Source organism: Streptomyces sp. NPDC111744, from assembly GCF_055634995.1.
Genome location: NZ_JBVKCG010000003.1, coordinates 233069 through 259529, shown reverse-complemented (window position 1 = coordinate 259529; position 26461 = coordinate 233069). Strand labels below are relative to the sequence as shown.

Annotated in this window: 23 protein-coding genes; 6 read left to right on the top strand and 17 right to left on the bottom strand. The window is 71.8% G+C overall.

Annotation, left to right across the window (positions count from 1 at the left end; genetic code table 11):
* Window positions 1–94: 94 nt before the first annotated feature.
* The 4 genes from ACZ7OO_RS08410 to lipB form a co-directional block, all read right to left on the bottom strand.
* Entirely contained in the window at window positions 95–793 is a 699-nt protein-coding gene (locus ACZ7OO_RS08410) for a DUF4191 domain-containing protein (protein WP_471502791.1), read from the bottom strand.
* A gap of 69 nt (window positions 794–862) precedes the next feature.
* Window positions 863–1060, bottom strand: a complete 198-nt coding sequence (locus tag ACZ7OO_RS08405; protein WP_181806529.1) for an SCO2195 family GlnR-regulated protein — start codon at window positions 1058–1060, stop codon at window positions 863–865.
* Between the two features lie 249 nt (window positions 1061–1309).
* Window positions 1310–2275 carry a lipoyl synthase gene (gene lipA / locus ACZ7OO_RS08400; protein ID WP_471502789.1) on the bottom strand — a complete coding sequence of 322 codons (966 nt, stop codon included), beginning with the start codon at window positions 2273–2275 and terminating at the stop codon, window positions 1310–1312.
* A gap of 107 nt (window positions 2276–2382) precedes the next feature.
* Entirely contained in the window at window positions 2383–3180 is a 798-nt protein-coding gene (lipB, locus tag ACZ7OO_RS08395; RefSeq protein ID WP_471502787.1) for a lipoyl(octanoyl) transferase LipB, read from the bottom strand.
* Window positions 3181–3427: 247 nt separating this feature from the next.
* Between lipB and ACZ7OO_RS08390 the strand changes: the two genes are divergently transcribed.
* A complete protein-coding gene (locus ACZ7OO_RS08390) occupies window positions 3428–4894 on the top strand; it encodes a regulator (protein WP_471502785.1) in 1467 nt (488 codons plus the stop codon).
* 241 nt (window positions 4895–5135) lie between these two features.
* On the opposite strand, the gene ACZ7OO_RS08385 is transcribed toward ACZ7OO_RS08390, so the two are convergent.
* Window positions 5136–6494 carry an NAD(P)/FAD-dependent oxidoreductase gene (locus ACZ7OO_RS08385; protein ID WP_471502783.1) on the bottom strand — a complete coding sequence of 453 codons (1359 nt, stop codon included), beginning with the start codon at window positions 6492–6494 and terminating at the stop codon, window positions 5136–5138.
* 160 nt (window positions 6495–6654) lie between these two features.
* Window positions 6655–7548 carry a TIGR01777 family oxidoreductase gene (locus ACZ7OO_RS08380; RefSeq protein ID WP_471502781.1) on the bottom strand — a complete coding sequence of 298 codons (894 nt, stop codon included), beginning with the start codon at window positions 7546–7548 and terminating at the stop codon, window positions 6655–6657.
* Between the two features lie 72 nt (window positions 7549–7620).
* Between ACZ7OO_RS08380 and ACZ7OO_RS08375 the strand changes: the two genes are divergently transcribed.
* Window positions 7621–8109, top strand: coding sequence for a GNAT family N-acetyltransferase (locus ACZ7OO_RS08375; protein ID WP_352223366.1), 489 nt, complete (start codon window positions 7621–7623; stop codon window positions 8107–8109).
* 3 nt (window positions 8110–8112) lie between these two features.
* Here ACZ7OO_RS08375 and ACZ7OO_RS08370 read toward each other — a convergent pair whose 3' ends face one another.
* Entirely contained in the window at window positions 8113–9297 is a 1185-nt protein-coding gene (locus ACZ7OO_RS08370; protein ID WP_471502779.1) for a MarP family serine protease, read from the bottom strand.
* A 190-nt stretch (window positions 9298–9487) separates the two neighbouring features.
* On the opposite strand from ACZ7OO_RS08370, the gene ACZ7OO_RS08365 reads away from it, so the two are divergent.
* Together ACZ7OO_RS08365 and ACZ7OO_RS08360 are read left to right on the top strand one after the other, a co-directional pair.
* Window positions 9488–10423, top strand: coding sequence for a peptidoglycan recognition protein family protein (locus tag ACZ7OO_RS08365; protein WP_471502777.1), 936 nt, complete (start codon window positions 9488–9490; stop codon window positions 10421–10423).
* A gap of 72 nt (window positions 10424–10495) precedes the next feature.
* A complete protein-coding gene (locus tag ACZ7OO_RS08360) occupies window positions 10496–10741 on the top strand; it encodes a hypothetical protein (RefSeq protein WP_471502775.1) in 246 nt (81 codons plus the stop codon).
* A gap of 3 nt (window positions 10742–10744) precedes the next feature.
* Here ACZ7OO_RS08360 and ACZ7OO_RS08355 read toward each other — a convergent pair whose 3' ends face one another.
* From ACZ7OO_RS08355 to ACZ7OO_RS08325, 7 genes are all read right to left on the bottom strand, one after another.
* Window positions 10745–11263: a DUF4240 domain-containing protein gene (locus ACZ7OO_RS08355; protein WP_471503390.1), complete on the bottom strand. Its 519-nt coding sequence runs from the start codon at window positions 11261–11263 to the stop codon at window positions 10745–10747.
* Window positions 11264–11319: 56 nt separating this feature from the next.
* The gene (locus ACZ7OO_RS08350; protein WP_471502773.1) at window positions 11320–12309 is read right to left on the bottom strand and encodes a helix-turn-helix transcriptional regulator; all 990 of its coding nucleotides are present in this window, start codon (window positions 12307–12309) and stop codon (window positions 11320–11322) included.
* Window positions 12310–12390: 81 nt separating this feature from the next.
* Complete coding sequence (aceE, locus tag ACZ7OO_RS08345) at window positions 12391–15093, bottom strand: pyruvate dehydrogenase (acetyl-transferring), homodimeric type (protein WP_471502771.1); 2703 nt, start codon at window positions 15091–15093, stop codon at window positions 12391–12393.
* Window positions 15094–15409: 316 nt separating this feature from the next.
* Window positions 15410–16033, bottom strand: a complete 624-nt coding sequence (locus tag ACZ7OO_RS08340) for a GntR family transcriptional regulator (RefSeq protein WP_471502769.1) — start codon at window positions 16031–16033, stop codon at window positions 15410–15412.
* A gap of 187 nt (window positions 16034–16220) precedes the next feature.
* The gene (sucB, locus tag ACZ7OO_RS08335) at window positions 16221–18035 is read right to left on the bottom strand and encodes a 2-oxoglutarate dehydrogenase, E2 component, dihydrolipoamide succinyltransferase (RefSeq protein WP_471502767.1); all 1815 of its coding nucleotides are present in this window, start codon (window positions 18033–18035) and stop codon (window positions 16221–16223) included.
* Between the two features lie 60 nt (window positions 18036–18095).
* Window positions 18096–19484 (bottom strand): dihydrolipoyl dehydrogenase, encoded by a 1389-nt coding sequence (gene lpdA, locus ACZ7OO_RS08330; RefSeq protein WP_351712770.1) that lies wholly within the window; start codon window positions 19482–19484, stop codon window positions 18096–18098.
* A gap of 235 nt (window positions 19485–19719) precedes the next feature.
* Window positions 19720–21246: a leucyl aminopeptidase gene (locus ACZ7OO_RS08325; RefSeq protein WP_471502765.1), complete on the bottom strand. Its 1527-nt coding sequence runs from the start codon at window positions 21244–21246 to the stop codon at window positions 19720–19722.
* 289 nt (window positions 21247–21535) lie between these two features.
* On the opposite strand from ACZ7OO_RS08325, the gene ACZ7OO_RS08320 reads away from it, so the two are divergent.
* Window positions 21536–22348, top strand: a complete 813-nt coding sequence (locus tag ACZ7OO_RS08320) for an endo alpha-1,4 polygalactosaminidase (RefSeq protein WP_471502763.1) — start codon at window positions 21536–21538, stop codon at window positions 22346–22348.
* 20 nt (window positions 22349–22368) lie between these two features.
* Here ACZ7OO_RS08320 and ACZ7OO_RS08315 read toward each other — a convergent pair whose 3' ends face one another.
* On the bottom strand, window positions 22369–23163 hold the full coding sequence (locus ACZ7OO_RS08315) for an adenosylcobinamide-GDP ribazoletransferase (RefSeq protein ID WP_471502761.1): 795 nt from the start codon (window positions 23161–23163) through the stop codon (window positions 22369–22371).
* A 60-nt stretch (window positions 23164–23223) separates the two neighbouring features.
* Here ACZ7OO_RS08315 and ACZ7OO_RS08310 point away from each other — a divergent pair, with 60 nt between their 5' ends.
* Complete coding sequence (locus tag ACZ7OO_RS08310) at window positions 23224–23991, top strand: hypothetical protein (RefSeq protein WP_471502759.1); 768 nt, start codon at window positions 23224–23226, stop codon at window positions 23989–23991.
* Here the strand turns inward: ACZ7OO_RS08310 and ACZ7OO_RS08305 are convergent.
* Entirely contained in the window at window positions 23928–24653 is a 726-nt protein-coding gene (locus ACZ7OO_RS08305) for a hypothetical protein (RefSeq protein ID WP_471502757.1), read from the bottom strand. The two genes, ACZ7OO_RS08310 and ACZ7OO_RS08305, sit on opposite strands and share 64 nt — an antisense overlap.
* Window positions 24654–24663: 10 nt before the next feature.
* Complete coding sequence (locus ACZ7OO_RS08300) at window positions 24664–26460, bottom strand: phosphatidylglycerol lysyltransferase domain-containing protein (RefSeq protein ID WP_471502755.1); 1797 nt, start codon at window positions 26458–26460, stop codon at window positions 24664–24666.
* Window position 26461 lies beyond the last annotated feature (1 nt).

Below are 26461 nucleotides of genomic sequence, written 5' to 3'. Positions count from 1 at the left end.
GTGGGAAAAAGGGAACAAGAAAAGCAACGAGCGAAAAAAAGGCAGAGGCGCGCCCCCAAACCCCCCCCCCCCCGCGCCCCGAATCCCTGGGCCTCTACCGCCCCCGACCGCCCTTGGGCATCCGCATGCCCTTCGGCATGGGCCCCTTCGGCAGCGGCATGTTGGACATCAGGTCACCCATCGCCCGAAGCCGGTCGTTGGTGGTCGTCACCTGCGGACCGGTCAGCACGCGCGGGAACTTCAGCATCGTGGTGCGCAGCTTCTTCAGCTCGACCTGGCCCTCACCCGTGCCCACGATCACATCGTGCACCGGCACGTCGGCCACGATCCGGGCCATCTTCCTCTTCTCGGCGGCCAGCAGGGTCTTCGCCCGGTTCGGGTTGCCCTCGGCGACCAGGACGATGCCGGCCTTGCCGACGGCCCGGTGCACCACGTCCTGGCTGCGGTTCATCGCCACCGCCGGTGTCGTCGTCCAGCCCCGCCCGACGTTGTCCAGGACGGCGGCCGCGGCGCCCGGCTGGCCCTCCATCTGGCCGAAGGCCGCCCGCTCGGCCCGCCGGCCGAAGACGATCGCCGTCGCGAGGAAGGCGAGCAGCAGGCCCAGGATGCCCGCATAGACCGGATGCCCGATCAGGAAGCCGATCACGAGGAAGACAGCAAGGGTGCCGAGACCGACACCCGCGAGTACAAGGCCGATCGTCTTGTCGGCCTTGCGGGTCATCTTGTACGTCAGGACGATCTGCTTCAGTCGCCCGGCATTCGCAGCGTCCGCTGCGGGTTCCTTCCTCGCCATGCCCCGAAGTCTACGTGGCCCCGGGAGTGCCGACGACGGCAGTGCCCGGAGAAGGGCCGCAGGGGACCGTCAGGAGCGGCCGGCGGCCTGCTCGAGGAACCGCTGCGCCTCGACCCGGTCCTTGGCGCGACGGCGGTCTTCCAGCACGGAGGTCCAGGCGTTCTGGCGGGCGGTGCGCTGGCCGCCGCTCATCAGGAGGGACTCGACGGCGCGCAGCGCGTCGGTGAAGGACGGGATCGCGGTGGCGCGAACGGGCGCGGCCTGCATGGTGGAGGTCCCCCTCGAAGTGGGTGTACATGCTGTGATACCAGGGTCACTGATTGGTGTTACCAGGGCGTGACCGACCGGTCAAACACCAATGAAACCTTGATACGCGGGCTCCGCACGCTGACGCGGTCCTGACGGGTGTCCTCATCAGCGAGGACGGTCAGGACCGCGTCCATTCGGTCATTACTGACCGGTAGCAGCTTGTGCGCGAATTCACACGCTCGGAGCCGTGGGGGAGCGGACGGGGAGTCAGACCGCCTGTGCGGCGACGAACGCACCCCGCTTCTCGATGGCCATCCGGTACAGCCGCCCGGCCCGGTAGGAGGAGCGGACCAGTGGCCCGGACATCACACCGGAGAAGCCGATCTGCTCGGCCTCCTCCTTCAGCTCCACGAACTCGTGCGGCTTGACCCAGCGCTCCACGGGGTGGTGCCGCACGCTCGGGCGCAGGTACTGCGTGATGGTGACCAGCTCGCAGCCCGCCTCGTGCAGCTGGCGCAGCGCGTCGCCGACCTCCTCGCGGGTCTCGCCCATGCCGAGGATGAGGTTGGACTTGGTGACCAGGCCGAAGTCACGGGCCTCGGTGATGACCTTCAGCGAGCGCTCGTAGCGGAAGCCGGGACGGATCCGCTTGAAGATCCGGGGCACCGTCTCGACGTTGTGCGCGAACACCTCGGGGCGGGACTCGAAGACCTCGCGCAGCAGCTCCGGGACGGCGTTGAAGTCCGGGGCGAGCAGCTCGACCTTGGTACGGCCGGCCTCGCGCTCCGCCGTCTGCGCGTGGATCTGGCGCACGGTCTCGGCGTACAGCCAGGCGCCGCCGTCCTCCAGGTCGTCGCGTGCGACGCCGGTGATGGTGGCGTAGTTCAGGTCCATGGTGACCACGGACTCACCCACGCGGCGCGGCTCGTCGCGGTCCAGCGCCTCGGGCTTGCCGGTGTCGATCTGGCAGAAGTCACAGCGCCGGGTGCACTGGTCGCCGCCGATGAGGAAGGTCGCCTCGCGGTCCTCCCAGCACTCGTAGATGTTCGGGCAGCCGGCTTCCTGGCAGACCGTGTGCAGGCCCTCGCTCTTCACGAGGTTCTGCATCTTCGTGTACTCGGGGCCCATTTTCGCCCGGGTCTTGATCCACTCGGGCTTGCGCTCGATGGGGGTCTGGGCGTTCCGGACCTCCAGGCGCAGCATCTTGCGTCCGTCGGGTGAGACTGCGGACACGTCGGCTCCCTGTAACTTCGATTCCTCGGCGTACACCAGGGTACGCCCGTGATTGCTGGGCCTTTCCTGAGAGGCCAACCCCTCAGCCGCAGGCCGCATTCCTTCGGTCAGGCGGAGGCCTTCTCGATCTCCCGCGGCCTGAGCTCCGCGTTCTCCAGGACGTCCGTCAGGTGCCGCTCGACCACCGGCAGCACCTCCTCGATCGTCACGTCCCTGCCGAGCTCGCCGGCGAGGGAGGCGACACCCGCGTCCCGGATGCCGCACGGGATGATCCGGTCGAACCACTTGTTGTCGGGGTTCACGTTGAGCGCGAAGCCGTGCATGGTGACGCCCTTGGCCACCCGGATGCCGATCGCGGCGATCTTCCGGTCCTCGCGGCGCTGCCCGGCGTTGGAGGGCGCGTACTCCGGGCCGTTCAGCCGCGGGTCGAACTCCTCGTCCTGCAGCCGGGGGTCGAAGTCCAGGGAAAGCCCGCCCAACGCCGGCCGCTGCTCGACCGGGTCACCGAGCACCCACACCCCGCTGCGCCCCTCGACCCGGGTGGTCTCCAGGCCGAACTCGGCGCAGACCCGGATCAGCGCCTCCTCCAGGCGCCGTACGTGCGCGACCACGTCCACCGGACGCGGGAGCTTCTGGATCGGGTAGCCCACCAGCTGACCCGGGCCGTGCCAGGTGATCTTGCCGCCGCGGTCCACGTCGATGACCGGGGTGCCGTCCAGCGGCCGCTCGTTGTCCGCGGTGCGGCGGCCCGCCGTGTACACCGGGGGGTGTTCGAGCAGCAGCACCGTGTCGGGCACCTCGTCCGCGAACCGCGCCGCGTGCACCCGGCGCTGCTCGTCCCACGCCTCCTGGTACTCGACGGCGTCCGCGCCGAACCCCACGCGGACGAACCGCAACTCACTCACGGCAAGCGCCTCCCTCAGGCGATGGGTGTGTCAGGCACATAACGCGCCCAAGCCACTGTACGTCGGCCCGTCGCGCGTCAGCTCTGGGGTCAATCCTCACACGATCGGATGAATGAGCGGCGAAGAGTGCGATCACCTGCTCACTCTCCGCTACATTCGCGCCGTCCATGAGTGCCAAAAGGGCAGCTCACCGGCAATCCGGGCACAAGCGCCGAGCTGAGCCCGAAGGCAGGAGACCGCACCGCAGATGACGGACCGACCCGCGCAGCGCACCCCCAACCGCCAGCTCGCCGCGCTCATCGCAGAAGCGGGGTTCTCCAACGCGGGTCTGGCCCGTCGCGTCGACCAACTCGGTCTCGAACACGGGCTGGATCTCAGATACGACAAGACCTCGGTCACCCGGTGGCTGCGCGGCCAGCAGCCCCGGGGCACCACCCCCGCCCTGATCGCCGAGGTCTTCACCCGGCGCCTCGGCCGCCGGCTCACCGCCCAGGACCTGGGCCTGGACGCCTGCGCCCCGGTGTACGCCGGGCTGGAGTTCGCGGCCACCCCCGAGGAGGCGGTCGACATCGTCAGCGGGCTGTGGCGCAAGGACTCCGGCAGCCACGCCGAACTCCGCAAGATCGCGTTCACCCCGGCCGGGCTCGTGGTGCCCAGCCGGGACTGGCTGATCGGCCGCGCCGACGACAGGGTGGCCCGCGGTGAGACGGCAACGCCGGCGGTCCGGGTGCCGGCGCAGATCCGGCCCGCCGCACCCAAGCCGCCGGCCCTCCCGGGACGCTCGCGCGGGCAGGCCGAACGCGGGCCCGGCCAGCGGGTCACCGGCGGGGACATCGCCGCCCTCCGCTCGGTCGGCGAGCTGTTCCGCTCCCTCGACGACCAGTACGGCGGCGGGCACGCCCGGCAGGCCCTGGTGCGCTATCTGGAGCACGAGTGCGAGCCGATGCTGCGCGGCACGTACGGCGAGCAGACCGGCCGCAAGCTGTTCGGCGCGGCCGCGGACCTGACCCGGCTCGCGGGCTGGACGTCGTACGACATCGCCGCGCACGGTCTCGCCCAGCGCTACTTCGTCCAGTCCCTCCGCCTCGCCCAGGCGGCCGGGGACCGCTCGTACGGCTCCTACGTCCTCGTCACCATGAGCCGCCAGGCCGTCTACCTCGGCCACGGCCGGGAGGCCGTACAGCTGGCCCGCGTGGCCCAGCAGGGCGTGGGCACCAGCGCCCCGCCGATCGTCCAGGCACTCCTGCACGCGGCCGAGGCCCGCGCCCACGGCGTCCTCGGCGAGGTGCGGGCGTGCACCGGCGCGCTGGTCCGGGCCGAACGCGCCCTGGAGGCGGCCCGGCCCGGCGACGAGGTCCCGCACTGGGCACGCTTCTTCGACGAGGCGCAGCTCGCCGACGAGCTCGGCCACTGCCACCGGGATCTCCAGCAGTTCCGGGCGTCCGCGCAGCACGCGGAGCGCTCGCTGCAACTCCGTGCGCCCTCCTATGCGCGCAGCCGCCTCTTCTGCCGCGTCGTCCTCGCCACGGCCCGCCTGGGCCTCGGCGAACTCGACCAGGCGTGCGCGCTCGGGGCGGAGGCGGCGGGCGCCGCCGCGGAGATGCGCTCGGTACGGGCGATCGAGTACGTCAGGGACTTCGAACGCCGACTGGAGCCGTACAAGGACGCGGCACCGGTGAGGAGCTACCGCGACAAGGTCGCCGCGCTGAGCTGACCACCGCGCCTCTGAGGACCGGTCGGGTCGGGGCCGGCCTGGCACCGGTCTGCCGGTCCCTGGGGCTCTTGTCGGCCGCGGCGGTGATCGGCCACGACGGCGTTGTCCGGCGGTGCCGGGGCGGCCGGTGCTACTCGCCGTGGCCGGTTCCGGTTTGCCGCCGGGTGCGGCCGTCGTGGCTGGTCGCGCCCGCGCGGCGGAGCCGCATGTCGAATACGGCCCCGCGCCCCGGGGGGCGTCTTTACGCTGCCCGGCGTTGCATGGTCTCCGCGCTGTGCATCGATCCTGATACGCCCAGGTCCGTCAGGATCGCCGCCGTTGCCCGGTGGGCCGAGTGCAGCGCTCCCTGGACCGTGCTGGTGTCCCGGTGGTCGCCGCAGACGTAGAGGCCTGCCAGGAGGCGGACCGGGCGGCGGAGGTCGTGCGGGGGGCGCATCGCCGGGATCGCCTCCGGGGTGTGGTGGACGGCCAGGGTCTCCCAGCGGTGCGTCGACGTGCCGTAGAGCCGGGCCAGGTGCATACGGACCGCCGTGTCGATGTCGGAGGGCGGGGCGCCGAGGACCGTCGAGGAGATCAGCGCACGGCCCTGCGGGGCCCGGCTCGGGTCGATGTTGCTGACGACCGAGGTGTGGGAGACGGGGCCGCCCCGGTCGGCGTCGAGGAGGAGCGACGTGCCCGTGGTGAGCGCCGCCGGTTCGTCCGTCGTGTGGTGGACCACCGTCACCTGGTGGAAGTCCGGGACGCGCAGGCCGGGCAGCAGCTCGGCGGCGGCCCGCGCGTCCGTCGCCAGCAGCACCGCCCGGCAGTGGATCTCGCCGTGTTCGGCCGTCGTCACCGACGTCGTCGAGACCGAGGTGACCCGTACGCCCGTGTGTACCGTGCCGGGCGGGAGGGCGCGGGCGAGGAGTTCCGGGAGGACCTCGGCGCCTCCCTCCGGCACGCACAGCCGGCCGCTCGCGAAGGAGCGCAGGGCGAGGTCCGCGCAGCGGCTGGACGTCGTCAGCTCCGGGTCGCAGAGCAGGGCCGCGAGCAGCGGGCGCAGGAAGCCGTCGATCGTCCGGGCGGGCACCCCGCGCTCCGCGAGGGCGTCCGCGGCCGGGAGTTCGGGGCGGGCGAGGATGCGTTCCACCGGTGTGGTGGCGATCCGGCCCAGCGCCGCGCCGAGCCGCGCCTGGTCGACCGCGCCGCCCATCGGCGCGGTCGCCCGTGCCGGTGACACGGCCGAGCCGCCCCTGGGGGCGCTTGCCAGGGCGCGCACCGCATGCAGTGCGCCCCTCGCGCTCCCGCCGCCCGCCGGAGCGCCCGCCCGGTGCCTGCGCCCGTCGCGATGCAGCAGTACGCCGGGCGCGAACCGGCGCAGAACCAGGGCGTCCAGTCCCGGTGCCAGCCGTAGCTCCGGGTAGGACGTGGACAGGAGCTGTCCTATCCGGTCCAGCCGGAAGCCGTCGACCTTCTCGGTCGACATACGCCCGCCGGCGTAAGGGGCGGCCTCCAGGACCGCGGTCGTTACTCCTGCGCTGTTCAGCCGATGAGCCGCGGAGAGTCCGGCGATACCGGCTCCCACGATGACGACGTCCGCCTGGTACGCGGGCTCATGCACGAGGCCCCTCCTCGATTGCGCGTCCGGTGGAGACGTGATGCCCCCAACCAGCTCCGGGGATACCCGAGTTCGGGTCGAGGTTAGGGCGGTGACCGGTCAAGGGCAGTCGCGCATGGACAGAGCACGGTCGCACACCGGTCGCATACGGTCACATGTGTTGTCAGGCCGCGCGAATCGCGTCCTCGATGCCCGGGAACGCGAAGGTGAACCCCGACTCCAGCAGCCGCTTCGGCACCACGCGTTGACTGCCCAGCACGTCCCCGGCCATCTCGCCGAGCGCCAGCCGCAGCGCCGCGGAGGGGACCGGGAAGAGAGCCGGACGGCGCAGCACCCGGGCCATCGCCGCGGTGATCTCACGGTTCGTCAGGGGGTGGGGCGCGGTGAGGTTGAAGGGGCCCGCCAGACCTTCGGCGTCCATCAGGAACCTGATCGCGGCCACCTCGTCGTGCAGCGCGATGTACGACCAGTATTGGTGCCCGTCGCCCAGCGGGCCACCCAGGCCCGCCTTGAAGAGCGGGAACAGCCGGGCCCAGGCCCCGCCCCCGCGGGCGACCACCAGGCCTGTGCGGACGAACACCGTCCGTACACCCGCCTCCCGCGCCGGAGCCGCCGCCTCCTCCCACTCCACGCACAGCGACGGCAGGAAGCCGTCCCCGGGCGGCGCGTCCTCGTCGACGACCCGGTCGCCCGTGTCGCCGTAGAAGCCAATCGCGCTGCCGCTCACGAACACCCGCGGCGGCTCCTCCAGGGCGGCCACGGCCTTCGCGAGCGCGGCCGTGCCGAGGACCCGGCTGTCCCGGATCTCCCGCTTGTAGGCGGCCGTCCAGCGCCGGTCGCCGATCCCGGCCCCGGCGAGGTTCACCACCGCGTCGCACCCGGCCAGCCCGGCCGTGTCGACGTACTGCCCGCCTGGGTCCCAGCAGACCTCGTCGGTGCCGTGGGCCGCGCGCCGCACCAGGCGCACCACCTCGTGCCCGTCCGCCCGCAGGGAGCGCACCAGGGCGTTGCCGATCAGACCGGACGCGCCGGCCACCGCGATACGAGAGCGTTCCATGGTTCCCAGCATGCCGGGCCCGGCACCCGAAAACCCGTCGGCCCCGGGTGTCGCCCGACTTAGGGTGACCCCATGCCGGAACCGTACATACGCACCGCCCTGCCCGACGACGACGAGGAGCTCTGCGCCCTCGACCGCGCCACCTGGTCGTATCTGCACGCCGTGCTGCCCGAGCCGCAGCCGCCGTACGACCCCTTCTTCAGTGAGCGCCACGCCCCCGAGGACACCCTGGTCGCCGAGCTGGACCGGCGCATCGTCGGCTACATCCGTCTCGGCTTCGGCCACAAGATCGCCTCCAACGCGCACGTCCGGCAGATCCAGGGCCTCGCGGTCGCCGAGGAGGCCCGCGGCCACGGGGTCGCCCGCGCGCTGCTGCGGGCGGTGATGGAGGAGGCCCGCCGTCGTGGCGCCCGCCGGATCCGGCTGGGCGTCCTCGCGCACAACGCCCCGGCGCGCAGGCTCTACGAGTCGGAGGGCTTCGCCGTCGAGGGCGTGCTGCCGGGGGAGTTCCTCCTGGACGGCCAGTACGTCGACGACGTCATCATGGGCCGGGCGCTGTGACCGTCAGGACGTGATCAGCTCGCCGGTGTCGACCGACGACGTGGCGCTCGCCCCGCGCGTGGCGTCCGAGGCCACCTCGTCGGCCGTCAGGACGTACCCCGTCTCGTTGTCCGACGTGGACCGGGCGAACACCACGCCGTACACCTCGCCGCCGGTGGTCAGCAGCGGGCCGCCGGAGTTGCCGGGGCGGACAGTCGAGCGGATCGAGTAGATCTCCCGGGTCACGGTGGCGTCGTTGTAGATGTTCTGGCCGGTGGCCGGCACCTTGTTCGCCACCGTGGCCGCCTGCAGGTTCAGGTCGCCGTCCTGGGGATAGCCGGCCACCACCGCCGAGTCGCCGCGCGACGCACCGGTGTCGAACCTCAGCACCGGCGCCCGCAGCTGCGGCACATACAGCACCGCCACGTCCCGGTCCGGGTCGAAGAGCACCACCCGCGCCTCGTACGACGTCCCGACCCCGCCGATCCGCACGCTCGGGTCGGTGATGCCGGCCACCACGTGGGCGTTGGTCATCACATGCTCCGGCGCGTACACGAACCCGCTGCCCTCGCGGCCCTGGGAGCCCGAGACACCCTCGATCTTGACCGTGCTGCGCTTGGCCGCGTTCGTGGCGGCCGCCGTGACGCTGTCGCCGGTCGGCCTGGCGACCTGCGCCGTCGACTCGTTCTCGAACGGGTTGAAGACCTGCGGGAAACCGGCCTCCGTGAGCGCCGAGGTGGCCCGCGAGAACCAGGTCGGAGTGGTGTCCGGCATGGTGTCCTGGACCGCGCCGAGCAGCTTCGAGTCCCGTATCGCCGTCGTCACCGCGGGCGACGAGGACGCGCCGAGCACGCTCGCCGCCACCCAGGCCACGATCAGCACCGCCACCGAGTTGGCCGCCGCCCCGCCGACCCCGTCCGCCACCCGGAGCGGCCCCTGGTCCAGCTCACGGCGCAGCCGAAGCGCCAGCCGCCCCGCCAGCTCGTGCCCGAGCACCGCGGGCACCAGCACCGCCAGCACCGCGACCACCGTCGCCGTCGCCGTGCCGCGCGTGACCAGTTCCATCACCCACGGCAGCACCCACACGCCGATGACCGCGCCGCCCACGAACCCGGCCAGCGAGACACAGCCGGCCACCAGCCCGCGCCGGTAACCGGACGCCGCGTAGACGAGGACCACCAGTACGAGCACCAGGTCGAGCAGGTCCACGAAGCCGCCTTTCTCTCGGTGCCCTTAATACGGTCCGGACAGGTCCGGTGATCAGTCGACGCGCGCGAGAACCCCGGGAACCCGCCACGCGTGTGTGTACCCCCTGAAACGCCTCGGACCGGGACCTTGGTTCCACCAGGTGGCACAGCACACATCGCGGGCGGAGTGGATCAACCCGAGAGTGGGTGCCATGCGTGTCTTCCCCAGAGCAGGGCGGCGCACCGGAATCACCGTCCTGACGCTGCTCGGCTGCCTGCCCGGCTTCGCCGCCGTCCTCGCGCTGGTGCTGTGCGTCCAGGGCGCCGACCGCCCCGTCGCGATCCACCTCGCCGCGCCCGCGCCCGCCAGCCCCGCCACCCGCTACCGGGCGCCCCGGCCGCGTATCGTGCCGCGCTCGGTCTGGCTGGACGCCACCGTCCGCCGCACCCAGCCGCCGCCGCGTTACGACGACAAGGTCGTCGCCGTCTTCGTGCACCACACCGATTCGCCCAACGGCTACGACTGCGCCGCGGTGCCCGAGATCATCCGCCGCCTCTACACCGGCCAGACCGGCGACCGTGCGTGGGACGACATCGGCTACAACTTCCTCGTCGACCGCTGCGGCACCATCTACGAGGGCCGCGCGGGCGGCGCCGAACGGGCGGTCACCGGCGCCCACACCCAGGGCTTCAACCACCGCACCGCCGGTATCGCCGCCCTCGGCACCTTCACCGCCGGGGTCCATGTGCCGCGCGCCATGACCGACTCGATCGCCGCCCTCGCCGCCTGGAAGCTCGGCCTGGCCGACGTCGACCCACGCGCCAGGACGCGCCTGGTCTCCAGCAACGGGCTCAGCCGCTTCCGGGAAGGCACCGTCGTCACCCTGCCCGCCGTGGCCGGCCACCAGGACGGCTACCGGACCAACTGCCCCGGCGCCGCCCTCACCGCCCGCCTCCCCGAGATCAGGGAGGCGGCGGCCCGGCTGCAGGGCAGGGTGCCGGCGGGAGCGGCCACCGCGACCCCGACGGGACCGCCCACGGTGACCCCGGCGAGCACACCCGCGGCGACCCCGGTGCGAACGCCCCTGAGAACACCGGTGGAAACACCCCTGAGGACGCCCGTGAAGGCGTCCACAGGAACGCCATAGGTGGCACGCAGGCAGCTCAGATCCCCGCGTCCTAACGTCGTGGACAACACAAGCCGACTGGAGGCGGGGATCATGAACAGCAGTCGTACCGAAGCCCGCGAGGACACCAAGGGGACCACGGAGAAGGACGGTTGGGCCAGGTCCGCACGCGGCCCCTGGGCCGTGGTCTGCGCGGTCGCGACGGTCGTCCTCGGGCCGGCCGCGGTCACCGCGTCCGCCCTCGACCAGGCCAACGCGGCGCCCATGCACCACGCGGTCAAGGCCGAGCAGACCCAGGCGTACATCCCGTCGGACGTGACCCGGCGCCGCACCGCCTAGCACTCACTCCTTGAAGCGCTCCCAGAGTCTGGGGAACCGCTCCGCGAGCGCCCGCTCGTCCTCGAAGTCGACCGGGGTGCCCTCCGGTTCGGAGGGCGCGGGGGCGATGCCCAGGTCCGGGGCCACGGTCCCGGTGAGCTGCTCGTACGCCTCGTCCGCCGCGTACCCGAGCTCCTCGCCGTCGCCGTCGATCTCCTCGTCGAAGTCGCCCAGCGACTCAGCCAGTCCGTCCGGGTCGTGCAGGGCGCCCTCGAAGACCTCCCGGCCCTGGCCGATCAGCCAGCACCGGAAGAAGTCGAACGCGTCGTCGCTGGCCCCGTCGAGCAGCACCCACGCGGCACCCCACAGGTCCCAGCGGTAGGCGCGGTTGTAGCGGGCCTCGAAGTGACGGGCGAAGTCCAGCACCATGTCCGGGTCCAGCTGGAGCAGCCGTTCCACGAGCAGATCCGCCTGGTCCTCGGGGTCGCCCTCGGCGGCCTCGCGGGTGGCGTCGATCAGCTCCCAGAACTCCGTCTCGTCCATCACGGGTCAAGCATCGTGCCTGGGCGCCGGGGGCGCACGCGGAGTGGTGCGGATTGTTATCCACCGTCACCCGCCGGTGGGTACAGCCCCGCCAGGCGCCGTGCGTCCGCCGCGAAGCGCGCCCTCAGCCCCGGCGGCGCGAGCACCTCGGCCTCCGGCCCGAGCGCGGTCAGCTGACCGTGCGCGACCTCCTCGCTCTCCACCGGCAGAGTCACCGTCACCCACCCCCGCGCGTCCGGGGTACCGGCGCCCGCGAGCGCCTGCCGCGCGGCCACCGGATCGACGGCGTACGACAGCCTGCGCACGCCGACCGCCGACAGCCGCACCACCACCTCGGCGTGCAGGATCGACCGCGCGAACTGCTCCGCCCGCCGGTCCCAGAACCCCGGCAGGTCGAACTCCTCGTCCCGATGGAACCGCTCGTCGCCGGCCTCGACCGAGAGGAACCGGTCGATCCGGTACACCCGGTAGGAGTCGGTCTCCGCGACCCGCGCGCACAGATACCAGACGCCGGCCTTCAACACGAGCCCGTACGGCTCCAGCTCCCGCCGTACCTCCGACTCCCGGCCCCGGTAGTACGCGACGACCCGCCGGTCGTCCCACACCGCGTCGGCGACGGCCGGCAGCAGCGCGGGCGTCCCGGGCTCGGCGAACCAGTTGGGCGCGTCCAGATGGAACCGCTGGGCCGCGGTCCGGGACGCGTCACGCAGCGAGGGCATCAACGCGGCGGACACCTTCAGCCGGGCGGCACTGGCGGCGTCCTCCAGTCCCATCTCCCGCAACGCCACCGGCACCCCGCTCAGAAACAGCGCCTCGGCCTCACTCCGCCCCAGCCCCGTCAGCGCCGTCCGATACCCCCCGACCAGCCGGTACCCGCCCCCGCGCCCCCGGTCCGCGTACACCGGCACCCCCGCCTCCGACAGGGCCTGCGCGTCCCGCATCACGGTCCGCTCGGACACCTCCAGCTCGGCGGCCAGTTCACCGGCGGTCATGGCGGACCGGGACTGGAGCAGAAGCACCATTCTGATCAGACGGGCGGCGCGCATGCCTTCATGATGCCGGGGCCCACCGACAGGGAAGGGGTACGGCGGCCGCCGTACCCCTTCAACCTCACCGGACCTCGGTGCCTACAGCCCGTACTTCTCCCGGGCTTCCTTCACCGACGTCGCCTTCACCTCGCCGCGCCTGGCCAGCTGGGCCAGGGCCGCGACGACGACCGACTCCGCGTCGACACCGAAGTGGCGGCGGGCCGCGTCCCGGGTGTCGGAGAGGCCGAAGCCGTCGGCGCCCAGGGAGGAGTAGTCCTGCTCGACCCACTGCGCGATCTGGTCCGGGACCTGACGCATGTAGTCGGAGACGGCCAGCACGGGGCCCTCGGCACCCTGCAGCGCCTGACGGACGTACGGCACCCGCTCCTCGCCACGCAGGAGCGCGGCGTCCGCCTCCATGGCGTCACGGCGCAGCTCCGTCCAGGAGGTGGCGGACCAGACGTCGGCCGCCACACCCCACTCCTCGGCGAGCAACCGCTGCGCCTTCAGCGCCCAGTGGATCGCCGTACCGGAGCCGAGCAGCTGGATGCGCGGGGCGTTCGCCACCACCGAGAGCCCGGCCGACTCCGCCGTGTTGAAGCGGTACAGGCCCTTGACGATGCCCTCGTCGATGCCGAGACCGGCCGGCTTCGCGGGCTGCGGGAGCGGCTCGTTGTAGACGGTCAGGTAGTAGAAGACGTTCGGGTCCTCGCCCGGGGCCGGCTCGCCGTACATACGGCGCAGACCGTCCTTGACGATCGTCGCGATCTCGTAGGCGAAGGCCGGGTCGTACGACAGGGCGGCCGGGTTGGTCGCGGCGATCACCGGGGAGTGGCCGTCGGCGTGCTGGAGGCCCTCGCCCGTCAGGGTCGTACGGCCGGCGGTCGCGCCGACCAGGAAGCCGCGGCCGAGCTGGTCGCCGAGCTGCCACATCTGGTCGGCCGTGCGCTGCCAGCCGAACATGGAGTAGAAGATGTAGAACGGGATCATCGCCTCGCCGTGCGTCGCGTACGCGGTCGACGCGGCGATGAAGTCGGCCATCGAACCGGCCTCGGTGATCCCCTCGTTGAGGATCTGGCCGTTCTCGGCCTCCTTGTAGTACATCAGCTGGTCGCGGTCGACCGGCTCGTACGTCTGCCCCTTGGGCGAGTAGATGCCCAGCGAGGGGAAGAGGCTCTCCATACCGAAGGTGCGCGCCTCGTCCGGGACGATCGGCACCCAGCGCTTACCCGTCTCCTTGTCGCGGACCAGGTCCTTGACGAGCCGGACGAAGGCCATCGTCGTCGCCACGTTCTGCGAACCGGAGCCCTTGTCGAAGGAGGCGAACGCCTTGTCGGCGGGGGCCGGCAGCGGGGCCAGGGCGTGCGTACGGCGGGCCGGGGCCGGGCCGCCGAGGGCCGCCCGGCGCTCCTGGAGGTAGCGCACCTCGGGGGAGTCGGCGCCGGGGTGGCCGTAGGGCACCTTCCCGTCGACGAAGTCGCTGTCCTTGATGGGCAGTTCGAGCAGATCACGCATCGTCTTGAACTCGTCCACCGTCAGCTTCTTCATCTGGTGGTTGGCGTTCTTCGACGCGAAGCCGTCGCCGAGGGTGTGGCCCTTGACGGTCTGGGCGAGGATCACGGTCGGCGCGCCCTTGTGGTCCAGGGCCGCCTTGTAGGCCGCGTAGACCTTGCGGGCCTCGTGACCACCGCGCGAGAGGTGGAAGCACTCGATGATCTTGTCGTCGCCGATCAGCTTCGCCATCTCGGCGAGCGCCGGGTCCTTGCCGAAGAAGTCGGCGCGGATGTAGGCGGCGTCGCGGGTCTGGTACGTCTGCACCTGCGCGTCCGGTACCTCACGCAGCCGCCGTACCAGCGCACCGGTGGTGTCGAGCGCGAACAGCTCGTCCCACGCCGTGCCCCACAGCGACTTGACGACGTTCCAGCCGGCGCCGCGGAACTGGGCCTCCAGCTCCTGCACGATCTTGAAGTTGGCGCGCACCGGGCCGTCGAGGCGCTGCAGGTTGCAGTTGATGACGAAGGTGAGGTTGTCCAGACCCTCACGTGAGGCCAGTGCGAGGGCGGCCGTCGACTCCGGCTCGTCCATCTCGCCGTCACCGAGGAACGCCCAGACATGCGAGGACGAGACGTCCTTGATGCCGCGCGCCGTCAGATAGCGGTTGAAACGGGCCTGGTAGATCGCCGACAGGGGGCCGAGGCCCATGCTCACCGTCGGGAACTCCCACAGCCAGGGGAGGCGGCGGGGGTGCGGGTACGACGGGAGGCCGTTGCCGCCGGCCTCCTGGCGGAAGTTGTCGAGGTGCGCCTCGGTCAGCCGGCCGTCGAGGAAGGCGCGGGCGTAGATGCCGGGGGAGGCGTGGCCCTGGATGTACAGCTGGTCACCCGACCCGTCCGCCTCCTTGCCCTTGAAGAAGTGGTTGAAGCCGGTCTCGTAGAGCCAGGCCGCGGAGGCGAAGGTGGCGATGTGGCCGCCTACGCCGTGTTTGCTGCCCCGGGTGACCATCGCGGCCGCGTTCCAGCGGTTCCACGCGGTGATTCTCCGCTCCATCTCCTCGTCGCCGGGGACGGCCGTCTCGGCGGCGGTGGGGATGGTGTTGACGTAGTCCGTCTCGAGAAGCTTCGGCAGCGCGATGCCGCCCGCCTCGGCGCGCTCCAGCGTGCGGCGCATCAGGTATGCGGCGCGGTGCGGCCCGGCCTCCCTGGCCACGGCGTCCACCGAGGCCTGCCATTCGGCGGTCTCCTCCGGATCCCGGTCCGGGAGCTGGTCGAGCGCGCTCGGCTGGATGGCGTTGGGGTCGGTCATGTCGCCGCCTTCCTCAGTCGAAGGGGGTTCCCTCATCGGTAAGGGTTCGGGGGTGCCCTTGGTCTTTGGCAGGACAGGGCAGCGGACTTCGGTGGAAGTCCGTCGGTGACTGTAACTCTCTGATCGATGATCGATCAAAGGGTTGAGGGGCAAAACTTCTCGATTCCGAGAAAGTCGGCACGCGGTGCCTCCGGCGGTGGCACCGGGTGACGTGAGTTGACCGGCGTTTGCGCAGGTGAGGCGGTGTTTGAGCGCAGGTGCGCTCTTGTGCGGGGGAGGGGGCCGGAGGCAGTGCTCGCCGCAATCTCCCGACAGCTCACGGCCTCGGCGCGCACCCCAGCACATGGGCCTTCACGATGTCCGCGATCCTCGGGTCGCGGCGCTGGAACGCGGCCACCAGTTCCTGGTGCTCCTCGGCATACGACTGCTGGACCGTCCCCAGCCAGCGGATCGACAGCGCCGTGAAGACCTCGATGCCCAGGCCCTCCCAGGTGTGCAGCAGCACCGAGTTGCCGGCCGCCCGGACCAGCTCGCGGTGGAAGCCGACCGTGTGGCGGACCTGCGCCGTGCCGTCGGTGTTCCGGTCGGCCTCGTAGAGCGCGGCGACATGCGGTTCGAGCGCCGAGCAGTCACCCGCCAGCCTCTCCGCCGCCAGCTCCGCCGCGATCGCCTCCAGGCCGGCCCGCACCGGGTAGCTCTCCTCAAGGTCGGCCGCCGTCAGGTTCCGTACCCGCACGCCCTTGTTCGGCGCCGACTCGATCAGCCGCAGCGACTCCAGCTCCCGCAACGCCTCCCGCACCGGCGTCTGGCTGACCTGCAGCTCGGTGGCGATCCGCCGCTCCACGATCCGCTCGCCCGGCTTCCAGCGCCCGCTGACGATTCCCTCCACGATGTGCTCGCGGATCTGTTCGCGCAGCGAGTGGACGACGGGCGCGGTCATGGGAGCTCCTTAAGGGCGTTTGACGCTTAGACAATAAGCCCGGACTGCCTTTCAGGAAGGGCGCACGGGGGCGCTTTCATGCAGGTGAGACGAGACTTACACGCTTCCCGGCCGTGTGGACCCGGGTGAGACGACGGTGCCCCGTCCGGAGCAGCTCCGGACGGGGCACCGTAGAACCCTCAGGGGATCAGAGGCCGAGCTCGACCTCGAACTCGCCCGCCTCCAGGATCGCCTTGACGGCCGTCAGGTAGCGGGCCGCGTCGGCGCCGTCCACCAGGCGGTGGTCGTAGGACAGGGTCAGGTACGTCATGTCGCGGACGCCGATGACCGTGCCCTCCTCCGTCTCGATGACGGCCGGACGCTTGACCGTGGCACCGATGCCGAGGATCGCGACCTGGTTCGGCGGCACGATGATCGTGTCGAACAGCGCGCCGCGCGAACCGGTGTTGGAGATGGTGAAGGTCGCGCCGGACAGCTCGTCCGGGGTGATCCTGTTGGCGCGGACCTTGCCGGCCAGGTCGGCCGTGGCCTTGGAGATACCGGCGATGTTGAGGTCACCGGCGCCCTTGATGACCGGGGTCATCAGGCCCTTCTCGGAGTCCACCGCGATACCGATGTTCTCGGTGTCGAAGTAGGTGATGGTGCCCTCGGCCTCGTTGATCCGGGCGTTGATGACCGGGTGGGCCTTCAGCGCCTGGGCGGCGGCCTTGACGAAGAACGGCATCGGGGAGAGCTTGACGCCCTCGCGGGCCGCGAACGCGTCCTTGGCCTGGGCGCGCAGGCGCATCAGGCGGGTCACGTCGACCTCGACGACCGAGGACAGCTGGGCCTGCTCGTGCAGCGCCTTGACCATGTTGTCGCCGATGACCTTGCGGATGCGGGGCATCTTGACGGTCTGGCCACGGAGCGGGGAGACCTCGAGCTTCGGGGCCTTCTTCGCACCGGCGGCCGGAGCGGCGGCGGCCGCGGGGGCCGGGGCAGCGGCGGCGGCCTTCGCGGCCTCGGCGGCGGCGACGACATCCTGCTTGCGGATACGACCGCCGACGCCGGTGCCCTTGACGGAGGCCAGGTCGACACCGTTCCCGGCGGCGAGCTTGCGCACCAGCGGGGTGACGTAGGCGCCCTCGTCGACCGGAGCGGCCGGAGCCGGAGCCGCGGCCGGGGTGACCGGGGCCGGAGCCGTCGGCGCGGGGGCCGGGGCGGCCGGGGCGGGAGCGGCGGCGGCCGGGGCGGGAGCGGCGGCCGGGGTGACCGGGGCCGGAGCCGTCGGCGCGGGAGCCGGAGCAGCCGGGGCGGGAGCCGGAGCCGGAGCAGCGGGGGCCGGGGCAGCGGCGGCGGGAGCCGGAGCGGGCGCGGCCGGAGCCGGGGCGGCCCCCGGGGCGCCGATGACGGCGAGCTTGGCGCCGACCTCGGCGGTCTCGTCCTCGCCGACCACGATCTCAAGAAGCACACCGGCGACCGGCGCGGGGATCTCGGTGTCGACCTTGTCGGTGGAGACCTCGAGCAGCGGCTCGTCCTCCGCGACCTCCTCGCCGACCGACTTCAGCCAGCGGGTGACGGTGCCCTCGGTGACGGACTCACCGAGCGCGGGCAGGACCACGTCCGTGCCGGAGGCGCCACCGGCCGGAGCGGCGGGGGCCTCGGCGGCGGGAGCCGGGGCGGGGGCGGCGGGGGCCTCGGCCACCGGGGCCGGGGCCGGGGCGGGTGCAGCGGCCGGAGCCGGCTCGGCGGCCGGGGCCGGGGCGGCCGGGGCGGGCGCGCCGGTGCCGTCGTCGATGATCGCCAGCTCGGCGCCCACCTCGACGGTCTCGTCCTCGGCGACCTTGATCGAGGCCAGCACGCCCGAGGCGGGGGCCGGGATCTCGGTGTCGACCTTGTCGGTCGACACCTCGAGCAGCGGCTCATCGGCCTCGACGCGCTCACCCTCGGCCTTCAGCCAGCGGGTGACGGTGCCCTCGGTGACGCTCTCGCCGAGCGCCGGAAGGGTTACGGAAACCGCCATGGTTTCGGTTGCTCCTTACGAATTGCGGAAGTCTGAGTCGTCGCGTGTGCCGACCGAGGGTCAGTCGTGCGAGTGAAGCGGCTTGCCGGCCAGGGCCAGGTGGGCCTCGCCCATCGCCTCGTTCTGCGTCGGGTGGGCGTGGATGAGCTGGGCGACCTCGGCGGGCAGCGCCTCCCAGTTGTAGATCAGCTGGGCCTCGCCGACCTGCTCGCCCATGCGGTCGCCGACCATGTGGACGCCGACCACGGCACCGTCCTTCACCTGGACGAGCTTGATCTCGCCCGCGGTGTTGAGGATCTTGCTCTTGCCGTTGCCCGCCAGGTTGTACTTCAGGGCGACGACCTTGTCCGCACCGTAGATCTCCTTGGCCTTGGCCTCGGTGATACCCACGGAGGCGACCTCCGGGTGGCAGTACGTGACCCGGGGGACACCGTCGTAGTCGATCGGAACGGTCTTCAGACCGGCCAGGCGCTCCGCCACCAGGATGCCCTCGGCGAAGCCGACGTGCGCGAGCTGGAGCGTCGGGACCAGGTCGCCGACGGCGGAGATGGTCGGGACGTTCGTCCGCATGTACTCGTCGACCAGGACGTAACCGCGGTCCATGGCGACGCCCTGCTCCTCGTAGCCGAGGCCGGCGGAGACCGGGCCGCGGCCGACGGCGACGAGCAGGACCTCGGCCTCGAACTCCTTGCCGTCGGCGAGGGTGACCTTGACGCCGTCGGCGGTGTACTCGGCCTTCGAGAAGAAGGTGCCCAGGTTGAACTTGATGCCGCGCTTGCGGAACGCGCGCTCAAGAAGCTTGGAGGAGTTCTCGTCCTCGACCGGGACGAGGTGCTTGAGGCCCTCGATGACGGTGACGTCTGCACCGAAGGACTTCCAGGCGGAGGCGAACTCTACGCCGATGACCCCGCCGCCCAGGATGATCGCGGACTTGGGCACGCGGTCCAGGACGAGGGCGTGGTCGGAGGAGATGATGCGGTTGCCGTCGATCTCCAGGCCGGGCAGCGACTTCGGCACGGAGCCGGTCGCGAGGAGCACGTGCCGGCCCTGGACGCGCTGGCCGTTCACGTCGACGGAGGTCGGGGAGGAGAGACGCCCCGTGCCCTCGATGTACGTCACCTTGCGGGAGGCGATCAGACCCTGCAGGCCCTTGTACAGGCCGGCGATGACACCGTCCTTGTACTTGTGGACGGCCGGCACGTCGATGCCCTCGAAGGTGGCCTTGACACCGAACTGCTCGCTCTCGCGGGCCTGGTCGGCGATCTCGCCCGCGTGCAGCAGGGCCTTGGTGGGGATGCAACCCCGGTGCAGGCAGGTACCGCCGACCTTGTCCTTCTCGATCAGGGCGACGTCCAGGCCCAGCTGCGCCCCGCGCAGGGCCGCGGCGTAACCGCCACTGCCACCGCCGAGGATCACTAGGTCGAAAACGGTGCTGGCGTCGTTCGCCACGTCACGTCCTCCATGCATGTGCGCCGTACGCCGGTCAACGGTGACCGGGCGGCGGCTGGTGTCCGGCCGCTCTTCTTCGGCCCTGTGGTGGGGCCCTGTCCTGCCGAGCCCCATCTTCGCACTTGTCGGAGGTGAACGAGACGCCGGGCCGGGGTGTGAGACACCACACGCAGCGCCCCGGCCTGTCAGGCGACGGGACCCCGCGCTACCCGCACACGAGGTCCCGTCGACACCGTCAGCCCAGGTCACCCTCGGCAGTCAGTTCCGCAAGCCGCACCAGCGTCCGTACCGCGGACCCCGTCCCGCCCTTCGGCGTGTATCCGAACGGGCCGCCCTCGTTGAACGCCGGCCCCGCGATGTCCAGGTGCGCCCAGGTGATGCCCTCGCCCACGAACTCGCGCAGGAAGAGCCCGGCGACCAGTCCGCCGCCCATCCGCTCGCCCATGTTCGCGATGTCCGCCGTGGGCGAGTCCATCCCCTTGCGCAGGTGCTCCGGCAGCGGCATCGGCCAGGCCGGCTCGCCGACCTCCTCGGCCGCTTCGTGGATGGACGTACGGAACGCGTCGTCGTTGGCCATGATCCCGAACGTCCGGCTGCCCAGCGCCAGCATCATCGCCCCGGTCAGCGTCGCCACGTCGACGATCGCGTCCGGCTTCTCCGCCGACGCCGCCCACAGCGCGTCGGCAAGGACCAGCCGGCCCTCCGCGTCCGTGTTGAGGACCTCGACCGTCTTGCCGCTGTACATGCGCAGCACGTCACCCGGGCGCACGGCGGAGCCGGACGGCATGTTCTCGGCGAGCGCCAGCCACCCGGTCACATTGACCTTGAGGCCGAGCCGTGCCGCCGAGACGACGGCCGCGAAGACCGCCGCCGCCCCGCTCATGTCGCACTTCATCGTCTCGTTGTGGCCGGCCGGCTTGAGCGAGATACCGCCCGAGTCGTAGGTGATGCCCTTGCCGACGAAGGCGAGGTGCTTGTCCGCCTTGGGGCTCGTGTACGACAGCTTCACCAGCCGCGGCGGCGCCGCGGAGCCGCCGCCGACGCCGAGGATGCCGCCGTAGCCGTCCTTGGCGAGTGCCTTGTCGTCCAGGATCTGGATCTTGAGGCCGTGCTCCTTGGCCGCGCCCTGCGCGATGGCGGCGAACGTGGCCGGGGTGAGGTCGTTCGGCGGGGTGTTGACCAGGTCGCGGGCGCGGTTGAGCTCCTCGGAGACCGCGGTGGCGCGGGCGAGGGCCGCCTTGTGGGCCGCGTCCCGCGGCTTGCCGCCGAGCAGCACGCCTTCGGCGAGCGGCGCCTTGCCGTTCTTCGCCTTCCCGTTGCCGCCGTTGTCCTTGTAGACGTCGAAGGAGTACGCGCCCAGCAGCACGCCTTCGGCGATCGCGCCGACGGCGGCCGCGTCCTCGACAGGCAGCGCGAAGGCCGCCTTCTTCGCCCCGTTCAGCGTGCGGGCCGCGACACCGGCCGCCCGGCGCAGCGCCTCGGCGTCGTAGCCGGCGCCGGCGTCGGGCTGGGCGCCCAGGCCGGCCGCGATGACGAGCGGGGACTTGAAGCCTGCCGGGGCGGGCAGCTTCGTCAGTTCGCCCTCGGCACCCGAGGAACCGAGGGTCTCCAGGACGTCGGCGAGCTTGCCGTCGTAGGCCTTGTCCACGGCCTCGGCGCCCGGGGCGACGACCGGGCCCTTGGCGCCCTTGGCGACACCGATCACGATCGCGTCGGCCCGGAGGCCGGGCGCCGCTGAGGTGCTGAGAGTGAGAGCAGTCACGGTGGTGGGATCTCGCTTCCGATGTTGAGTTGCTGTGGCCGAGTGGGTGGGTCGACCGGGCCCGGGAAGCGACCCTAGGCAGTGGCCTGGGGGCGTTTTGCCACCGGGGCCTTCACCCTGTCGGCGAACACCCGGGACGAGCCTACGCGTGTGTATGCGTTCGCTCATTCCTGCGGGTGTTCACCCGGGGGTGGCGCCGTGGCCACTTCCCGCCTCTCTCACCTTCTCAACCGAGGCCCCCGCACGGGGCTTTGGTGTACCGCGCGCTACCCGGCGTGGGAGATCATCGATGGGGTACCCTGCCGCACGCCTAGGAGCCCGCCCGGTGAAACACCGCACCACCGCACCCCTGCTCGTCCCGCTGGCCCTGCTCGCCGGCTGCACCCGGTCCGCGGACGACGCCGGACGCTGGCAGCCGAAACCCGGAGTCACCTGGCAGTGGCAACTGAGCGGCCGGGTGGACACGTCCGTGTGGGCGTCGGTGTACGACATCGACGGCTTCGACCAGTCCAAGGCGGCGGTCGGCACGCTGCACGGCAAGGGCCGCAAGGTCATCTGCTACCTGTCCACCGGCGCCTTCGAGGACTGGCGCCCCGACGCGAAGAAGTTCCCCAAGTCGGTGCTGGGGCGCGGCAACGGCTGGGAGGGCGAGCGCTGGCTCGACATCCGCCGTACGGACGTACTGGAGCCGTTGATGGCGGCCCGCTTCGACATGTGCAAGGACAAGGGCTTCGACGCGGTGGAACCCGACAACATGGACGGCTACAAGAACCGCACGGGCTTCCCCCTCAAGGCCGCCGACCAGCTCCGCTACAACCGGCTCATCGCCCGGCTGGCCCACGACCGGGGAATGTCGGTGGGCCTGAAGAACGACCTGGACCAGATACCGCAGCTGGTCGACGACTTCGACTTCGCGGTGAACGAGCAGTGCGCCCAGTACGGCGAGTGCCGCGACCTGAAGCCGTTCGTCAAGGCGGACAAGGCCGTCTTCCACGTGGAGTACGAACTGCCGACGAGCAGGTTCTGCGCACAGTCGCGGAAGCTGAAGTTGAGCTCACTGGAGAAGAAGTACGAGCTGGGGGTGTGGAGAAAGGCCTGCTGAAGCGCCCCTTCAGGGACTCCTCAGCCACCCAGCGAGAACACCACAAGCGCTGTGGTCGCCGCGGTCTCGGCGAGGCACCCGAACACATCCCCCGTCACCCCGCCGAACCGCCGCCTGCAGAGCCGCAGCAGCACGTCCGTCGCCGCCTCCGCCACCACCACCGCGAGCAACGCCCGGAGACTGTCGGCCGACCCCACCAGCGCCCCGGCCCCCGCCGCCACCACCATCACCGCGATCGTGGCCACCGACGCCCCCACCCTGGGCACCACCCCGGCCACCGCCGCCCCCAGCCCCTCGGGCCGGGCCGCGGGCACCCCCTGCACCGCGGCCAGGCTCATCGCCAGCCGGGCCACCGTCGCCGAGACGACCGCGGCCAGGATTCCCCGCTGCCACGAGCCGCCGTAGGCCTGTGCCAGCGCGGCCACCTGACCGAGCAGCACGAGGACGAGCGTGATCACCCCGAACGGCCCGATGTCCGACTGCTTCATGATCCGCAGCGCTTCCTCGGCGGGCTTGCCGCTGCCCAGCCCGTCGGCGGTGTCGGCGAGGCCGTCCAGGTGCAGCCCCCGGGTGAGCACGGCCGGTACCGCGACCGCGGCGACCGCGGCCAGCAAGGCACTCGCCCCGGCCAGCACCAGCAGCGCACCGACCGCTCCCGCGCAGAGCCCGACGGCGAGGCCGGCCAGCGGCGCGAGCAGCATGCCGCCGCGGGCTGCCTCGCGGTCCCAGCGGGTCACCCTCACGGGAAACACGGTGAGTGTGCCGAAGGCGAAACGGAGGCCGTCACGCCAGGGAGTCGCAGAGGTCGCAGCCACCGGCGCAGGTTATCCGGTGGTCAGAAGGGTCCATGCCATGGCCAGGGATAAAGTGCGCACATGGGACATTGGCTGGAACGGAACATCATCGAGCCGGGCAAACTCCCCCTGTTGCTCGCCCTGACGGCCTTCGTCCTGACCTTTGTGATCACACGGGTCATCACCCGGCTGATCCGCGCCGGAAAGGGCCCGTTCGGGAATGTGAAGGCGGGCGGGCTGCACATCCACCACGTGGTCCCCGGGGTCGTCCTCGTCGTCGTCGGCGGTTTCGGCGCGGTCGCCGGCGGCCGCCAGGGTTTCGGCGCGGCCCTCGCCGCGATCGTCTTCGGTATCGGCGCGGGGCTCGTCCTCGACGAGTTCGCGCTGATCCTGCATCTCGACGACGTCTACTGGACCGAGGAGGGCCGCCAGAGCGTCGAGGTGGTCGTCATCACCGCCGCGATGGTCGGGCTGCTGCTCGCCGGCTTCTCGCCGTTCGGCGTCAACGACATCTCGGCCGGCGAACTCCAGGACCGGGGCACCGTCATCGCCAACGTCGTGGCGAACTTCCTCTTCTCCCTCGTCGCCCTGAGCAAGGGCAAGGCCCGTACCGCGATCTTCGGGGTGATCGTCCCGCTGGTCGGTCTCGTCGGCGCGGTCCGCCTGGCCCGCCCCGGCTCGGCCTGGGCCCTTCGCTTCTACGGCAACCGCCCGCGCGCCCGGGCCAGGGCCAGGCTGCGGTCCTACCACCACGACCGCCGCTGGGCCCGGCTCAGCAGGACCCTTCAGGACTGGATCGGCGGCAAGCCCGACCGCCCCGAACCGGCCCGGTTGCCCGGCCGCCGCTGACGCCACCGGGACCGCAGCCGCCGCCCCACCGCCACCGCCGCGTACAGCACGACCACGCCCGCGATGGCCGCCAGATGCTCCTTGCCGGCCAGGTTGTCCTTCAGTACCGCCTCGACCACCATCGCCGCCGACACCGCGCCCGCGGTGACATACGCGCCGTACCGCCAGCCCAGGCAGACCGCGAGCCCGACGACCGCGGCCGACGGGCCGGTGTCCACCATCCGGGCGTCCGGGGCGGCCAGGCCCAGGGGGCTGTGCGGACCCAGCGCGACGCCGGCGCGGGCGTACAGCGTGCCGGCGAGGGTCGCGACGTACGCGACGGTCAGCGTCCGCCACCAGCCCAGGCACACCTCGGCGATGCCGAAGACGACCAGGATCTGCGCCAGCGCGCCCCACACCGGCAGGTCCAGCGCCGGCACGAACAGCGACAGGGGAGTGCGCAGCAGAGCCAGCCCGAGCGGGTCCTCGGCCCGCACGCCACCGATGTCCTGCACGAACCGGCAACCCCACGACTGGTTCTGGACGAACTGCAGCAGCGCCGTCAGGCACACCGCCGCGACCGTCATCGGCGCCGCCCACAGCCGCCGCTTCACCAACGGGCCCCGCACGGTGGCGTACAGCAGCCCCCACTCGGCGCGGGCCCAGCGGGCGCGCGGCTTCATGCGGTGGTCCTCATCCGTGCGAGTCCCGGTCCGTGTCCAGATGCCGTCGGTGCAGCCACTTCGGCAGCACCGGCGCCTCCAGGAACCCCTCGGCACGGGCCGCGGAGAGGCCGATGCGTGGCAGGTCCGCGCTCTTCTCGAAGAGCAGGAACCGGGGTTCCCAGATGGGCCGGTACTTGGCGTTGGCCCGGTACAGGGACTCGATCTGCCACCACCGGGAGAAGAAGCTCAGCAAGGACCTCCACAGCCGCAGCACCGGCCCCGCGCCGAGACGCGCGCCACGTTCGAAGACCGACCGGAACATGGCGAAATTCAGCGATACCTGGGTGATCCGGATCTCTCCGGCGCGCCGCAGCAGCTCGATGACCATGAACTCCATCAGCCCGTTGTCGCAGGCCCGGTCCCGCCGCATCAGGTCGAGGGAGAGCCCGCCGGGCCCCCACGGCACGAAGGAGAGCAGCGCCCGCAGCCGTCCCTCCCCGTCCGTGCACTCCAGCATCACGCACCGGCCGTCCCGGGCGTCCCCGAGCCGACCCAGCGCCATGCTGAACCCGCGCTCGGTGGCGCCGTCCCGCCAGTCGTCGGCGCGCCGGACGAGGTACGACATCTCGTCGGCCGGGATGTCCTCGTGCCGGCGGATCCGCACCGAGTAGCCCGCCCGACCGACCCGGTTGCAGGCCTGCCGGACGGTCCGCATGGCCCGCCCCTCCAGCGTGAACTCGGCGACCTCGACGATCGCCTCGTCCCCGAGCTCCAGCGCGTCAAGACCGTGCCGGGCGTACACGGTCCCGGCCTCCTCGCTCGCCCCCATCACCGCCGGAATCCACCCGTGCGCCCGCGCCTCGCTCAGCCACGGCACGATCGCCCCCGGCCATGCCTCCGGATCCCCGATGGGATCCCCGGAGGCAAGGCTCACCCCGCCCACCACCCGGTAGGCCACCGCCGCCTTCCCGGTCGGCGACCACACCACGCTCTTCTCCCGGCGCAGCGCGAAGTACCCGAGCGAGTCCCGCTCGCCGTGCCGCTCCAGCAGCGCCCGCAGCCGCTTCTCGTCGTCCTCGGTGATCGGGTCGACGGCGCGGCGGGAGCGGAAGGCGGCGTAGAGGACGGCGAGGACGAGGAGCGTGCTCAGGACGTTGATGGAGACGTTCACCCAGTTCGGCGGCGCGATGTACGGGAACCGGGAGGGGTCGGCGTCGACCGACACCAGGCGCAGGGTGCCGTAGTGCCAGCGCTCCGGGAACGTCGAACGGGCGGCGTGCGGGGCCTGGTTGGTGACGGTCACGAGGAGTGCGGCGAGCAGCGAGGCGAGGAGCCCGCCGCCGACGGCCACGGTCGCGGCGAGCCGCGGATTGGAGCGGTCGCCCTTCGCGTAGAACTCCCGGCGGCCGACGAGCAGCGCGCCCACGAAGGCGGCGGTCAACGCGATCGAGACCCAGTTCTGCGCGTACCGCCGGATCTCCGGAAACACCATCGCGAACGCGAACAGCGCGAGGAACAGCCCGCTCAGTACGAGGTTCAGGATCCAGGCGGCCCGCTTGCGCCGCCGCATGGTGATGGCGAGGAACGCGGTGAACACGCCGGAGGCGAAGCCTGCGGTCAGCAGGTACGGCGTGAAGAAGTCCTCCTGGTTGTGCCGCCGCACGTCCTGCCCCAACGACACCCACACCGCGCTGAGGAAGTTGACGAAGGCGACGGACCGCAAATACCACACAGCAAAGGCGGCGGCCCGCTGGGAAACCCCGACGGACCGCCGCCCCGCCTCACGTCCAGCACACCACTCAACGGCAATTCGGGCATCTCCCATG

What these genes read in the sequence shown, in the direction of transcription:
- ACZ7OO_RS08410 (WP_471502791.1), bottom strand. Translation starts at nt 793, where the DNA reads ATGGCGAGGAAGGAACCCGCAGCGGACGCTGCGAATGCCGGGCGACTG.
- ACZ7OO_RS08405 (WP_181806529.1), bottom strand. Translation starts at nt 1,060, where the DNA reads ATGCAGGCCGCGCCCGTTCGCGCCACCGCGATCCCGTCCTTCACCGAC.
- ACZ7OO_RS08390 (WP_471502785.1), top strand. Translation starts at nt 3,428, where the DNA reads ATGACGGACCGACCCGCGCAGCGCACCCCCAACCGCCAGCTCGCCGCG.
- ACZ7OO_RS08380 (WP_471502781.1), bottom strand. Translation starts at nt 7,548, where the DNA reads ATGGAACGCTCTCGTATCGCGGTGGCCGGCGCGTCCGGTCTGATCGGC.
- ACZ7OO_RS08375 (WP_352223366.1), top strand. Translation starts at nt 7,621, where the DNA reads ATGCCGGAACCGTACATACGCACCGCCCTGCCCGACGACGACGAGGAG.
- ACZ7OO_RS08365 (WP_471502777.1), top strand. Translation starts at nt 9,488, where the DNA reads ATGCGTGTCTTCCCCAGAGCAGGGCGGCGCACCGGAATCACCGTCCTG.
- ACZ7OO_RS08360 (WP_471502775.1), top strand. Translation starts at nt 10,496, where the DNA reads ATGAACAGCAGTCGTACCGAAGCCCGCGAGGACACCAAGGGGACCACG.
- ACZ7OO_RS08355 (WP_471503390.1), bottom strand. Translation starts at nt 11,263, where the DNA reads ATGGACGAGACGGAGTTCTGGGAGCTGATCGACGCCACCCGCGAGGCC.
- ACZ7OO_RS08350 (WP_471502773.1), bottom strand. Translation starts at nt 12,309, where the DNA reads ATGCGCGCCGCCCGTCTGATCAGAATGGTGCTTCTGCTCCAGTCCCGG.
- aceE (WP_471502771.1), bottom strand. Translation starts at nt 15,093, where the DNA reads ATGACCGACCCCAACGCCATCCAGCCGAGCGCGCTCGACCAGCTCCCG.
- ACZ7OO_RS08340 (WP_471502769.1), bottom strand. Translation starts at nt 16,033, where the DNA reads ATGACCGCGCCCGTCGTCCACTCGCTGCGCGAACAGATCCGCGAGCAC.
- sucB (WP_471502767.1), bottom strand. Translation starts at nt 18,035, where the DNA reads ATGGCGGTTTCCGTAACCCTTCCGGCGCTCGGCGAGAGCGTCACCGAG.
- ACZ7OO_RS08320 (WP_471502763.1), top strand. Translation starts at nt 21,536, where the DNA reads ATGGGGTACCCTGCCGCACGCCTAGGAGCCCGCCCGGTGAAACACCGC.
- ACZ7OO_RS08310 (WP_471502759.1), top strand. Translation starts at nt 23,224, where the DNA reads ATGGGACATTGGCTGGAACGGAACATCATCGAGCCGGGCAAACTCCCC.
- ACZ7OO_RS08305 (WP_471502757.1), bottom strand. Translation starts at nt 24,653, where the DNA reads ATGAAGCCGCGCGCCCGCTGGGCCCGCGCCGAGTGGGGGCTGCTGTAC.
- ACZ7OO_RS08300 (WP_471502755.1), bottom strand. Translation starts at nt 26,460, where the DNA reads ATGGGAGATGCCCGAATTGCCGTTGAGTGGTGTGCTGGACGTGAGGCG.